Origin of the sequence: Streptomyces sp. NPDC004111, assembly GCF_042874215.1 — a bacterium.
GTDB lineage: Bacteria > Actinomycetota > Actinomycetes > Streptomycetales > Streptomycetaceae > Streptomyces.
Genome location: NZ_JBIAMU010000005.1, coordinates 1 through 13,280, shown reverse-complemented (window position 1 = coordinate 13,280; position 13,280 = coordinate 1). Strand labels below are relative to the sequence as shown.

Annotated in this window: 10 protein-coding genes; 1 reads left to right on the top strand and 9 read right to left on the bottom strand. The window is 72.2% G+C overall.

Going from position 1 to position 13,280, the window contains the following annotated elements; all coding sequences use genetic code 11:
* The first annotated feature begins 59 nt into the window (after window positions 1–59).
* Window positions 60–998 carry a hypothetical protein gene (locus ACFYVL_RS12045; RefSeq protein ID WP_389243478.1) on the top strand — a complete coding sequence of 313 codons (939 nt, stop codon included), beginning with the start codon at window positions 60–62 and terminating at the stop codon, window positions 996–998.
* Between the two features lie 109 nt (window positions 999–1,107).
* Here ACFYVL_RS12045 and ACFYVL_RS12040 read toward each other — a convergent pair whose 3' ends face one another.
* The 9 genes from ACFYVL_RS12040 to ACFYVL_RS12000 form a co-directional block, all read right to left on the bottom strand.
* Window positions 1,108–2,082: an ABC transporter substrate-binding protein gene (locus ACFYVL_RS12040; RefSeq protein WP_389243476.1), complete on the bottom strand. Its 975-nt coding sequence runs from the start codon at window positions 2,080–2,082 to the stop codon at window positions 1,108–1,110.
* On the bottom strand, window positions 2,079–4,046 hold the full coding sequence (locus ACFYVL_RS12035; protein ID WP_389243475.1) for an ABC transporter permease: 1,968 nt from the start codon (window positions 4,044–4,046) through the stop codon (window positions 2,079–2,081). Before ACFYVL_RS12035 ends, ACFYVL_RS12040 begins: the two co-directional genes overlap by 4 nt.
* A gap of 82 nt (window positions 4,047–4,128) precedes the next feature.
* Window positions 4,129–5,244 (bottom strand): glycine betaine/L-proline ABC transporter ATP-binding protein, encoded by a 1,116-nt coding sequence (locus ACFYVL_RS12030; protein WP_389243473.1) that lies wholly within the window; start codon window positions 5,242–5,244, stop codon window positions 4,129–4,131.
* On the bottom strand, window positions 5,244–6,815 hold the full coding sequence (locus ACFYVL_RS12025) for a GMC family oxidoreductase (RefSeq protein ID WP_389243472.1): 1,572 nt from the start codon (window positions 6,813–6,815) through the stop codon (window positions 5,244–5,246). Before ACFYVL_RS12025 ends, ACFYVL_RS12030 begins: the two co-directional genes overlap by 1 nt.
* A 280-nt stretch (window positions 6,816–7,095) precedes the next feature.
* Window positions 7,096–8,547 (bottom strand): aldehyde dehydrogenase family protein, encoded by a 1,452-nt coding sequence (locus ACFYVL_RS12020; protein ID WP_389244163.1) that lies wholly within the window; start codon window positions 8,545–8,547, stop codon window positions 7,096–7,098.
* A gap of 256 nt (window positions 8,548–8,803) precedes the next feature.
* Window positions 8,804–9,139: a hypothetical protein gene (locus ACFYVL_RS12015; RefSeq protein ID WP_389243470.1), complete on the bottom strand. Its 336-nt coding sequence runs from the start codon at window positions 9,137–9,139 to the stop codon at window positions 8,804–8,806.
* A gap of 187 nt (window positions 9,140–9,326) precedes the next feature.
* The gene (locus ACFYVL_RS12010; RefSeq protein WP_389243469.1) at window positions 9,327–10,496 is read right to left on the bottom strand and encodes a hypothetical protein; all 1,170 of its coding nucleotides are present in this window, start codon (window positions 10,494–10,496) and stop codon (window positions 9,327–9,329) included.
* A gap of 3 nt (window positions 10,497–10,499) precedes the next feature.
* Window positions 10,500–10,898 (bottom strand): hypothetical protein, encoded by a 399-nt coding sequence (locus ACFYVL_RS12005; protein ID WP_389243467.1) that lies wholly within the window; start codon window positions 10,896–10,898, stop codon window positions 10,500–10,502.
* Window positions 10,885–12,648, bottom strand: a complete 1,764-nt coding sequence (locus tag ACFYVL_RS12000; RefSeq protein ID WP_389243465.1) for a hypothetical protein — start codon at window positions 12,646–12,648, stop codon at window positions 10,885–10,887. Before ACFYVL_RS12000 ends, ACFYVL_RS12005 begins: the two co-directional genes overlap by 14 nt.
* Window positions 12,649–13,280 lie beyond the last annotated feature (632 nt).

Sequence of the window (13,280 nt, the reverse complement as noted above, 5' to 3'; positions counted from 1 at the left end):
AACGAGTGCCCTTCCGCCATCGGCCGGACGCCCCGGCCCCGCACCCCTAGGTTCCGACCATGGTTTCCTCACCCCACGAGGCATCGCACCGGATCTTCCAGGAGCGGCCGGAGCTGCTGACGCCGGTCTTCAGCCTGCTCGGCGTACCTCTGCCGGAGCAGGCGTCCATCGAAGTTCTGTCGGCCGACGCCACCGAGATTCGGCCGCTGGAAAGACGCGTGGACAGCGTGCTGAGGATCACGTCCTGTAGTGGTCCGACATTCCTGCTCGCCATCGAGGCACAAGGCGGGAAGAAGCCCGAGAAAGCATCCAGCTGGGCCTACTACCTGGCCTACCTCAACGCCAAGTACGGCTGTCCGGCCCTCCTCCTGGTCGTCTGCCAGGATTCGGCTACCTCGAAATGGGCCGGCGAGCCGTTCCGGATGGGTATCGAAGGGTGGACGGCCCAGACCACACACCCCCTCGTCCTCGGCCCGGACAACGTTCCGACAATCACGGACAGTGACGAAGCTGCACAGGATCTTGCCCTGGCCACCTTCGCGGCAATGACACATGGCAAAGCAGCCGACCCTACGCCCATACTGGAAGCGCTGGCTATCGCCCTCGGCTCGGCGGACAGCGAGTCCGCCGAGTACTACTCGGAACTGCTGGAGATCGGCCTCGGTGACAGCCCGGCCAGAGCTACGTGGAGGAAAATGATGAGCGTGGTCACCTACTTCCCCGGGCGTGGCACGTACCGCGAGACGGCGTACCTGGAGGGGAAGGCCGAAGGAAAGGCCGAGGGAAAAGCCGAAGGAAAGGCCGTCGGGGAAGCCGTCGGCAAGGCCGAGAGCGTCCTTCGGATCCTCGACCTCCGTCAGGTGCCCCTCACCGATGACGACCGTGCCCGCGTCACTGCCTGCACGGATCTCGCGGTGCTCAACCAGTGGGTGGATCTGTCCGTGACCGTCACCGACGTGGCCGATCTCTGGGCCGTGGAAGCTGCCTCGGAGGAGTGACCGGCTGCCGCCGAGGTCTGCGGGCCTGCCCCCGGGACACCGAAAGGCAGGAGGCGCTCTCGTGCGAGAACGTCTCCTGCCTCTCAGGTACCGGACGGCGGCCGGAGGGTTACTTCGGCAGCCAGCCCTTCCACACGGACTCGTTGTCGGCGACCCACTTCTCCGCCGCCGCCTCCGGCGACATCTTCTGGTCGGCGATCATCAGTGACACCGCGTTCTGCTGCTTCGCGTCCCACTTGAAGTTCTTGAGGAAATCCGCCGCCTTGCCGCCCTTCTTGGCGAACCTGGCGTTCATGAACTTCATCAGCGGGGTGGTCGGGTACTCGCAGTCGATGGCCTCGGGGGCCTTCGCCGCGCACTCGTCCGTGTACTTGGGCAGCTTCACCTCGACCATCGGCACCTGCTCGAACAGCCACTGCGGCTTGTACCAGTAGGTGAGGAAGGGCTTCTTCTCCTTGGCGAAGCGCTGGATCTGGGTGATCTGCGCGGCCTCGGAGCCGGAGAAGACGACCTGGTAGTTCAGCTTGAGGTTGTTGACCAGGGCCTTGTCGTTGGTGACGTACGACGGGGAGCCGTCGAGGAGTTGGCCCTTGCCGCCGCTCTCGGCCGTCTTGAACTCGTCGGCGTACTTGTTGAGGTTCTTCCAGTCCGTGACGTCGGGGTGCTTGTCCGCGAAGTACTTCGGGACCCACCAGCCGATGTGGCCGATGACGCCGACCTCGCCCGCCGGGACGATGGTCTTCTTGTCCTTGACGTAACGGGCCTCCTGGTCCGGGTGACCCCAGTCCTCCATGATCATGTCGACCCGGCCCTGGCTGAGGGCGTCCCAGGCGGGGACCTCGTCGACCTGGACGGTGTCCACCCGGTAGCCGAGTTCGCGTTCCAGGATGAGCTTGGCGACGGCGACGTCGGCCTGGGCGCCGACCCACGACTGGACGGAGAGCGTGACCGTCTTCGCGCCGGCCGCGTCCGCGTACGGGGACGCCTGCTGCGTCATGTCGGCCGCACCGCAGCCGGTGAGGAGGAGGGCTGCCGCGCCGAGTGCCGTGGCTGCCTTGAGCGTGGTACGACGGTGAGGATTCACGCGTCCTCCTTCCGGGCCGCGCGGGACGGTTGCGTCACGCGGTCGAGCATCAGGCCGAGGCAGACGATCGCCGCACCGGCCACCAGACCTGTCGCCAGGTCGCCCTGGGCGAGGCCGAAGACGACGTCGTAGCCGAGGGCGCCACCGCCCACCAGGCCGCCGATGATGACCACGGCGAGCACCAGGACGACGCCCTGGTTGACCGCGAGCAGCAACGAGGGACGGGCGAGCGGGAGTTGCACCTGGCGGAGCTGCTGGCCGCTGGTGGCGCCGAGCGAGCGGGCCGATTCCAGGGCGGCGGGGCTGACCTGCTGGAGGCCCTGGGTGGTGATGCGTACGACGGCGGGCAGCGCGTAGACGACGGCCGCCGCCGCTGCCGGGGCCCGGCCGACGCCGAAGAGGGCGACGACGGGGATCAGGTAGACGAACTGCGGCATCGTCTGCATGACGTCCAGGACGGGCCGCAGGATCCGCTCCAGCCGGGTGCTGCGGGCGGCGGCGATGCCGACCGCGAAGCCGAGCAGCAGGGTGACCGCGACGGCCGCGAGCACCTGGGAGAGCGTGTCCATGGACGGCTTCCAGACGCCGAGGACGCCGATCGCGGCCATCGCCAGGACTGCCGTCAGGGCGGACTTCCAGGTGCCGATCAGCCAGGCGAGCGCGGCGACCAGGAGGAGGACCGCGTACCAGGGCAGGGACTGGAGGCCCGAGCGGACCGGGTCCAGGATCCAGGTGGTGAAGCGGGCCGCCCAGTCGGCGGTGCCGCCGACCACCGGGACGCCGGAGTAGAGGTGGTCGGTCATCCAGGCGACGGCCTTGTTGACCGTCGGGGCGATCTCGATCGACCAGGAGGACGGCCAGAGGAGGCTGTCGGAGAGGCGGGTGGCGACGGCGACGGCCGCGACGGCGAGTGCGCCGAGCGCCGCCGGGAGCCAGGAGCGGCCCGGCTCGCGGTCGCCCGCGCCCGCGGCGGCGGTCACCCGGTCGAGCACGATCGCCATCAGCACGATGGGGAGTCCGGCCGCGAGCGCCTGGCCGACGTCGACCGAGGCGAGGGCCTGGTAGACGCGGTCGCCGAGGCCGGCCGCGCCGATCACGGAGGCGATGACGGCCATCGAGAGCGCCATCATGATCGTCTGGTTGAGGCCGAGCAGGAGCTGCTTGCGGGCGAGCGGCAGGCGCGCCGTCAGCAGACGCTGGGGTGCGGTCGCGCCGAGGGACTCCACGGCCTCCAGTACGCCCTTGTCTGCGCCCCGCAGGCCGAGTGCCGTGAGGCGGGCCATGGGCGGGGCCGCGTACACGACGGTCGCCAGGACCGCGGCCGGGACGCCGATGCCGAAGACCAGCACGACGGGCAGCAGGTACGCGAACGCCGGGAGCACCTGCATGGTGTCGAGCACCGGGCGCAGGATGCGGAAGGTGCGGTCGGAGAGACCGGCGGCGAGGCCGAGCAGGGCACCGAGCACCACGGACGCGCCGACGGCCACCACCATCAGGGCCAGCGTCTGCATGGTCGGCACCCACATGCCGAGGAGTCCGCAGGTGGCGAGGGCGGCGACGGTGCCGGCGGCGAGCTTCACGCCGGCCGCGCGCCAGGCCACGAGGGCGGCCAGGGCGGTGGTGCCGGCCCAGCCGAGGGCCAGCAGGACCAGGTAGACGGCGCGGACGGCGAGGACCACGGCGTTGGAGACGTGGCCGAAGAAGTAGAGGAAGAGGGGGTGGCCGTCGCGGTTGTCGATGATCCAGTCGCTGACCTTGGCCAGCGGCTCGGAGAGGTCGACGGTCAGGGCCGCGGGCCAGGTGCCGGACGCCCAGCGGGAGTGGGCGACCGGGATCAGGACGGCGGCGAGGACGAGGAGGGCGGCGAGTTTGAGGAGCGCGGGGCGGGCGGTCAGCCGGGTGCGCCAACTCGCGTCGCTCGCACGGGAGCTGGGGGCGGTGGTGGTTGCCGTTGCGGTGCTCATGCGGGCACCACCTCGCCGGCGTGCGCGACGCGGGGCGTACGGGGGTGGGGGGTGGGGGTGGGGCGTGTACTGGCGTACCTCATCAGGCGGTCACCGCCGGGGCGGGGGCCGTGCCGGCCACCACGTTGAGGAGGCAGGCCCGGTCGACTATGCCGAGGAGCTTGCCGCCGCGCATCACGCGGGCCTTCGGCTCGCCGGTGCGCACCAGGGCCTCGATGGCCTCGGAGACGACCGCGTCCGGCGCGACCGCGGGACCGGACTCCGCGTCGCCCGCCTCGGGGGCACGCATCGCCGAGGCGACCGTGAGGACCTGCTCGCGCGGCACGTCGCGGACGAAGTCACGGACGTACTCGTTGGCCGGCGAGCCCACGATCTCCTCGGGGGTGCCCAGCTGGACGATCTCGCCGTCGCGCATCAGCGCGATGCGGTCGCCGAGGCGCAGCGCCTCACTGAGGTCGTGGGTGATGAAGACCATCGTGCGGCCCTCCTCGCGGTGCAGGCGGATCACTTCCTCCTGCATGTCGCGGCGGATGAGCGGGTCCAGCGCGCTGAACGGCTCGTCGAACAGCAGGACCTCGGGGTCCACGGCGAGTGCGCGGGCGAGACCGACGCGCTGCTGCTGGCCGCCGGAGAGCTGGCCGGGGCGGCGGTCCTCCAGTCCGTCGAGGCCCACCTTGGCGACGACCTCGGCGGCCTTCGCGCGGCGCTCCGCCCTGCCCATGCCCTGCACTTCCAGGCCGTACGCGACGTTGTCGAGGACGCTGCGGTGCGGGAGCAGCCCGAAGTGCTGGAAGACCATCGCGGCGCGGTGCCTGCGCAGTTCGCGCAGCCGGGACTTGTCCATGGCCAGGACGTCCTCGCCGTCGATGGCCAGGGTGCCGGAGGTCGGCTCGATCAGCCGGGTCAGACAGCGGACCAGAGTGGACTTGCCGGAGCCGGAGAGGCCCATGACGACGAAGACCTCGCCCTTGCGGACGTCGAAGGAGACGTCACGGACGGCGGCGGTGCAGCCGGTGCGCTCGCGCAGCTCGGCGACGGACAGCCCGGCGAGTTCCTTGTCGGCGGCGACGCCCGCGGGGATCCGCTCGGCCTTGGGGCCGAAGACCTTCCACAGGTTCTTGACGGAGAACACCGGCTCGGACGGCGTCGGCGGCTCGCTCGGCTCGGAATCGGGATTCACAACGGTCGACGTACTCATTACGCGGCACCTCCGGGGACGGTCGGTTGGCTGCCCGTCGTCGTGGCGAGCAGCTCTGCGCACTTCTCTCCGACCATCAGAACCCCGATCATCGGGTTGACGGCAGGCATCGTGGGGAAGACGGAGGCGTCCGCGATGCGGATGCCGTCCAGTCCCTTGATCTTCAAGTCCGGTGTGACGACGGCCAGTTCGTCGCTCGCGGCGCCCATCTTGCAGGTGCCGGCCGGGTGGTACACGGTGTGCGCCACCTTGCGGGCGTACTCGCTGATGTCCTCGTCGGAGGTGACCTCCGGGCCGGGGCAGACCTCGCGCTTGAGCCAGCCGGCCAGCGGCTCCGCCTTGGCGATCTCGCGGGCGATCCGGATGCCGTCGACGAGGGTGCGGCCGTCGTGGTCGTCCTCGTCGGTGAAGTACCGGAAGTCGAGGGCGGGCTTGACCGCCGGGTCGGCGCTGGTGAGGTAGAGCCGGCCGCGGCTGCGCGGCTTGGGGATGTTCGGGGTCATCGACACGCCGTGCTCGGGGCGCCGGTAGCCGAGCCGCTCCGGGTTGTCGGTGAACGGGATTTGGTAGAAGTGGAACATCAGGTCGGGGCCCGCGTGCCCGGGGTCCCGCTTCACGAACAGGCCCGCGTCGGAGTCCATCGCCGAGTTCTCGGGGATCGGTCCGTTCGTCTCCCAGACGATGACCGACTCGGGGTGGTCGAGCAGGTTCTCGCCGACGCCGGGCAGGTCGACGGCGACGGGTATGCCGAGCGCTTCGAGGTCGGCGGCGGGGCCTATGCCGGAGTGCATGAGGAGGCGGGGGGTGTCCACCGCGCCCGCGCAGACCAGGACTTCGCGGGTGGCGCGGACCAGGATCTCTTCGCCGTCCTTCGTACGGACGTGGACGCCGCGGGCGCGGGTGCCTTCGAGGTCGAGCCTGTGCGCCCAGGTCTCCAGCATGATGTGCAGGTTGGGGCGGTCGAGGAACGGGTGCAGGTACGCCACCGAGGCGGAGGAACGCTTGTTGTTCTCCGGGTGGTAGGCGAGGTCGAAGAAGCCGACGCCGTCCTCGAAGGGCTTCTTGTTGAAGCCCTCGACGCGCGGGACGCCCAGGGCCGACTGCGCGGCGTCGACGAAGTCGCGGGCGATGGCGTTCCGGTCCTTCTCGTCGACCGGGACGATGTTGTTGCGGAGCTTGGCGAAGTACGGGTCCATGGCCGACGCGCCCCAGCCCTCGGCGCCGCCCGCCTCCCACTCGTCCCAGTCGGACGGGAGCGGCTTGAAGGCGATGAGGGTGTTGTGCGAGGAGCAGCCGCCGAGCACGCGGGCGCGGCTGTGGCGGATGTGGGAGTTGCCGCGGGGCTGCTCGGTGGTGGGGTAGTCGTAGTCCAGCTCGCCGCCGAGGAGGCCCATCCAGCGGCGCAGGGTGAGGACTTCGGGGCGGTCCACGTCGGAGGGGCCGCCCTCGATGACGGCCACGCGGAGGGTGGGGTCCTCGGTGAGGCGGGAGGCGATGACGGAACCGGCGGTTCCGCCGCCGACTACTACGTAGTCGTACTCGTACTCGTGCTCGTGTACGTGGTCGGGCATGGGGTGCTGCTCCTGTTCGTGAACGGGAAGGTGCTGGCGCGTAATGGGTGGGGGGTGTGGGTTGCGCGGGGCCGTGCGGGGCGGGTCGCGTTGGGGGGGGTACGGGGGCGGGGGCGTCCGGGAGCGGGGGTGCGGCTCCGCCGGGGGCCGCCCCCTTGCCCGCCCGTTCCGCCCCCGGGGGCGGCCCCGCCGCCCAAGGGGGCGGGCGGGGGTGGGGTGGAGTGGGAAAGGGCGGGCCCGCCGCCCGAGGGGGGCTGGTGTCAGGGTGACTGACGGGGGGTCAGTTTTGGAACCAGCGGACGGGTTGGGGGTTGAGGTTCTGGTAGATGTGCTTGGACTCGCGGTACTCGGCGAGGCCCGTGGGGCCCAGTTCGCGGCCGATGCCCGACTTGCCGAAGCCGCCCCACTCCGCCTGCGGCAGGTACGGGTGGAAGTCGTTGATCCAGACCGTGCCGTGCCGCAGCTTGGCCGCGACCCGGCGGGCGCGGCCCGCGTCCGCCGACCAGACCCCGCCGGCCAGGCCGTACTCGGTGTCGTTGGCGAGGGCGACGGCCTCGTCCTCGGTGGTGAACGTCTCGACGGTGAGGATCGGCCCGAAGGTCTCCTCGCGCACGACGCGCATCTCGCGGTGGCACTGGTCGAGGACGGTGGGGCGGTAGAAGTAGCCCTCGTACCCGGAGCCAGTGGGCCGTTCGCCGCCCGCGCGCAGCACGGCACCCTCCTCCAGGGCGGCGGCGACGTAGTACTCGGTCTTCTCCAGCTGCTGGGCGGAGACCAGCGGACCGCACTCCACGTCCTTGTCCGTGCCGCGTCCGATCCTGATCCGGTCGGCGCGGCGGGCGAGTTCGGCGACGAACCGCTCGCGGACGGACTCCTCGACGATCAGGCGCGAGCCCGCCGAGCAGACCTGGCCGCTGTGGATGAAGGCGGCGTTCAGCGCCTGGTCGACGGCGGTGTCGAAGCCCTCCTCGGTGGCGCAGGCGTCGGCGAACACCACGTTGGGGTTCTTGCCGCCGAGCTCCAGCGCCACCTTCTTGACCGTCTCGGCCGCCGCCTGCATCACCTTCGTACCGCTGAGCAGGCCGCCGGTGAAGGAGACCAGGTCGACGTCGGGGTGCTCGGACATCCGGGCGCCCACGGTGGCGCCGGGGCCGGTGACAACGTTGGCGACGCCTTCGGGCAGCCCGGCCTCGACGAGCAGGGCGATCAGCGCGACGGTCGTCATGGGGGTGATCTCGCTGGGCTTGATCACGAAGGTGTTGCCCGCGGCGAGGGCCGGGGCGATCTTCCAACTGGCCTGGAGGAGCGGGTAGTTCCAGGGGGTGATCAGGGCGCAGACGCCGACCGGCTCGTGCACGATCACGCTGTGGATCTCGGGCGAGCCCGCGTCCACGACCCGGCCGCCGCTCTCGTTCATCACCAGATCGGCGAAGTACCGGAAGGCGCTGGTGACGCAGTCGATGTCGACGCGGCCCTCCTCCACGGTCTTGCCCGCGTCCCGCGCCTCCAGCCGGCCCAGGTCCTCGCGGTCGCGCTGGAGGAGGTCGGCGACCCGGCGCAGCAGGTCGGCGCGGTCCGCCGTGGGGGTCTGCGGCCAGGCGCCCCGGCCGCCGTCGAACGCGCGGTGCGCGGCGGCCACGGCGGCGTCGACGTCTTCGGCTCCACCCTCGGCGACCGCGGCGAACGCCTTGGCGTCCGCCGGGTCGAGGATGTCGCGCGTGGCGCCGGACATGGCTGCCTGCCACACCCCGCCCACATGGATGGTCTTTTCAGCCGACACGTCGTTTTCGCCTTCCGTTACCGATTTGTTCCCTGCCAGTGGAACTGGCGGCAGGACCCCTCCCCCGCGGCTCGAAAACCATGCCGATTAGGTAACCGAAAGTGCCATGAGTCACTTACAGCAAGGACAAAAGGCCTGATCGGGCCCGATATCGACGTGGCGGCGGGGGTGGCGGGCGGTAACGGCGGGCGGACGCCGTGTGGCCGGATCAGCGCGCCGAGACGGCCACCGCCTCCTTGGAGAGGGCGACCGCCTGGCGGAGGCTGAGGCTCGGCTCCGCCTCACGCAGCGCCTTCACCGCCGAGACGGACTGGGGGTCGCTCCCGAACCCGGCGGCCTCGATGCGCTCCAGCGCCCAGCGTCCGCGCAGCACCGCGGGGTCCGGGCTCGCGGTGGCCTCGACGATCGCCAGCGCACGCTCCAGGCCGGGGCGCTCGGTGTCGTCGGTGCTCGCCAGGGCGGCGCGGAGTGCCTCGACGAAGACCTCGCGGTCGCTCAGCGGGACGAGCGGGGTGTCGGGCCTGCTGCTGAAAAGACCTGCCATGTGGGGGGCTCCAAACGTGGTGCGTACGGGTACGTGGATCGTCCCGCGCGTACGGAGGCGGAAATTCGCGTACGCGAAATCCCAGCGTGCGGAAATTTCCGCCCGGACGGCCACCATTTGATCAACTTCTGAGCTTCCGGGGTACGGGCGGGCGGGCCCGTCCCCGGAGGTCACCGGCGACCGCCCCTCACTGGGCGTCTGCCCCCGGCAGGGCGAAGAAGTCCACCACGTGGCCCAGCATGAGCCGTTGCTGCGGCCACGCCCCGGGTTCCGCCGCCGCCAGGAACGCGTACTGCTGCCCGTCCCGGGCCCGGAACACCCACTCCACCAGGCGCAGCCGCCGCCCGGCCTCCCCGCTCTCGTACTCGAAGACCAGTTCCTCGGTCTCCGGGTGGCGGGCTCCCGGCACCGCGCCGAGCGAGACCAGTTGGTACCCGGGACTCGTGGAGCGGTTGCGCACGGTGATGTCGAGCAGGTCCCGCGAGGTGAGCCCCACCTCGCTGATCGCCCAGAACTGGAGGTACTGCGCGCGCCCCGACACCGGGTGCCGGTAGAAGACGCTGTCCCCGTTGCCCTGCTCCCGCCGCCATCCCCGCGGTACGGCCAGTTCGATCCCGGCCCCGTCCCGGGTGACCACGTACCCGTCGGGGACCTCGGGCGAGGCCACGACGGAGGCGGAAGCGGACGGTCCCTCGCCCTGGTCCGATTCACCCGGTGGCGACGCGCTCGGCGACGCACCCGGCGACGAGCCGTCCGACGCCGGACCGGACGGTCCCGGCTTCCCCTGCTCCCCCGCGCCCCGGGACCTGCTGTCCGTGGCCACCACGCCCGCCGGGCCGGTCGCCCGCTCCTCGAAGACGGTCCGCTGCACCAGCCAGGCGGTCCCCGCCCCGACCACCAGCGCGAGGGCCACCAGCCCCGCACCGGCCGGGGTGACCCGCAGCCGGGCTCTCCCCGCGGCCCCGCCCGGAGCCGCACCCCGGGTCTCCTCCTGGGCCGGTTGCCCGGTCCCGGCCGCTCCGCCGCTCCCCGGCACGGCGAACGCGGTCCGGGTGACCTCGTACGACCAGTGCGGCCCGAGCCCTTCGGACGAGGACGAGTACGAGGACGAGTACGAATCCCGGGCCGGGGACCGGTGTTCGGGCGGGCGCTCGGGTGGGCGGCCCGGTGGCGGCTCCGGCGGGCGCCTGCCGGGCACCCCGGGCGGCGGCACCGGCGGCGCTCCGGGCGGAACTCCCGCGGGGCGCGCTGCCGGGGGCTCCGGCGGGCGGTCGGGCGGGCGCCCCGGCAGCTCCGTCTCCCAGCTCTGCGTCTCCTCGTTCCAGAACCCCGGGCCCTCCCCGCCCCCGCTGTTCACACCTCAGCCCCCCGCCAGCAGGCCGACCGCCTGACCCACGGCAGCCGCCGAGGCGAGCATGGCGGTGACGCCCTCGGCCGTGGTCAGTGCGGCGCGCAGCCGGGCCAGCCGGGGCGGTCCGGCCGCCCCGGTGGTGGTGATCTCGGCCTCGGTGCCCACGAGTTCGGCGTCGAGCACCTCGACCGTCTCGGTGCGGAGGCAGCGCGCGAGGTCGGCCCGCAGGTTGCGGACCTCGGCCAGCAGCCGTTCCTGCGCCGGGTCGCGCGGGGCGACCGCCTCCTCGTTGTGCGTCCGCGCCCGGCTGTGGGCGCCGATCGAGACGGCGCTGCGGTCGACGTTCCCGATCCGTACGGACGGTTCCGGGCCCGGGTCGGGTGCCCCGGGGTGTTCAGGACCTGGCATGACTGTTTCCTCCCCGGCCGGACCCCGCCGGGGCCGGCCCTCCGGTGTGCGGGCCGCCGGGCAGCGGTCCCGCGTTGGTGGTGGCGGCCCTGGCGCCCTTGCCGATGCCCACCGCGCTGTTGCTCACCGAGCCGATGAGCACGCCGCCCTCGCCGATGTTGATGACCTTCTGTTCGAACTCGCCGGTCTGCCAGCCCGCCTCGTACAGCGCCGCCCGGACGCCGCCCGCCACCCGGTCCTGGATGCTCTTCAGATAGCGGGTGGCGTCCATGCCCTGGAAGAGCGAGACGCCGGTGTCCGAGCCGAGTTCGCGCACCGACTCCTCGGGCCCCTCGGGCAGCGCCCCGCGGTGGCCGCCCGCGAGCACCTGCCAGGTGCCGACCAGACCGCCGGCCAGTGCGGCCACCGACCGGAACGGCACGGCGGGGGTGTGCGCGAGGGCCCAGGCGGCCTTGCCGAACCAGGTGTTGCGGCGGAACCGGTGCGCCTGCCTGCCCGCCTCCGCGAAGGCGGGCAGTACCGGCAGCAGCACGTGCGGGGCGATCTCCAGCATCAGCATCCCGCCCTGGGTGTGCACCCGTACGAAGACCGTGACCACGACCTCCTCGTTCCAGCCGCCGACCCGGATGCGCAGGAAGTGCCTGCGGGTCTCGCCGCCCTCCTCGACCGCGCTCGCGAGGTGCCGGCGGAAGTGGTCGTCGCCGTACGGGGCGTGGGAGCGCGCGCCGAGACCGGCCACCGGCAGGAACACGCACTCGTCGACGACGAGTTCGCGCAGCCGGTCGCGCACCGCGCCGGACCGCTCCGGGGTGTCGTGCGCGGACGGCTTGCGCAGGGCCTCCACCAGGGGGCGGATGCGGTCCAGGATGGTGCGGTTGTCGATCGGCACCTGGTCGGTGTCCTCGCGCGGCTTCAGCTCGACCGCCAGTTCCCAGGTCTGGAAGGGCAGTCCGGCGCCCCGGAACGGCTCGGCGGCCCCGTACATGATCAGCGGTGACTGCTGCTCGACGGCGATCCGCTTGCCGAGCCGCTCGAACCTGCTGCCCGCGAACTCCTCCGCCGGGTCGCCGCGCAGGTCGCCGAAGCCGCGCACGGACAGTTCGCGGTCCATGATCCGGGCGAACTGGGCGCGCTGGGCGCCGACCGCCGCCGTGTTCAGCGCGAAGGCGCCCAACGTCAGCCAGGCCAGGCCGGGTTCGAGCGCGGAGAAGGTGCCGCTGTCGCTGCCGCCGGGCAGAATCAGGTCGATCACCAGCTGGAACCACCCGAGCACCTCGTCCAGCCCGCTGGTCTCGCCCTCGTACGGGTCGCCGCCGGCGAAGCCCCGGGAGAGGAACGTCAGCAGCAGGAAGGCCAGCACCGCCCGGCCGTACCAGCGCACCAGCAGGGCGAGCGCGCGGCGCGTCCCGTTCGCCTGCTTGCCGGTCCCCCGGACGAACGGGGCGAGGGCCAGCAGCACGCACGGGGCGAGCAGCATCAGGAACATGCCCTCGGTGAGCTTGGTGGCCAGCACCCACAGCGCCAGCATCCCGACGGCCCAGGCGAGTTCGATCCGCCGGGCGCGCAGCGCGTGCGCCAGGACGCGGACCGCGTCGATGCCGTACGACGGGGCGGCGAAGCGCTCCTCGTGGACGTACAGCTGCTCGATGACCTTGGTGCGAAAGGCGTGGTGGACGTACGCGCCGGTGCACAGCAGCCGGGTCGCCTCGCTCAGCGAGGGATCGACGGGGGTCCGTTCACCGGACGACACCGCACTGGGCTCCGGGGCCGCACTCGGCTCCGGGGCCGGCTCCTGCCGGGGAACTGCGGAATGGGCCACGAACGGCCTCGATTCTTGCGAACTCCCGTACGCGTCAGGCGCTTTGGCGGACGACACGTCGGGGAAATTTGCGGGCTGACAGCATAGAACCGCCCTGATGGGCCGGTAAGCCCTTGATGCGCGGAACACCCCGGAAGAGTGACGCCCCCCGCTCACTCGTCCGAACGGACGAGCCTCCGTCGGGGGCACGGGGCTGCACCTATGTGCGGCTACCGCCGCGCGGGTCCGATGCAGGAGTACCCCTTCAGGGGCGCGGGACTGTGCCGATGTGCGGCTGCCGCCGCGCGGGCGCGAGCGTGACGCGCCCTTCAGGGGCGCGGGGAACTGCGCGAGCAACCCCACTCCTCCCGCGCGTGCGCACTCTCCCTCGGCGGGCCCGCCACCCGGGGCCCGGGGCGGAGCCCCGGTTTCGGGAAGGGGCGGGGTGGGGTGAGGCCCCGCGCAGCGGCCACTCCGGTACGGAGCAGCGGGCCGGGGCCGGGCGGGGCCGGAGGGTTCGGCTCCGCCGGGGGCCGCCCCCTTGCCCGCCCGTCCCGCCCCCCGGGGGGCGGCCCCGCCGCCCA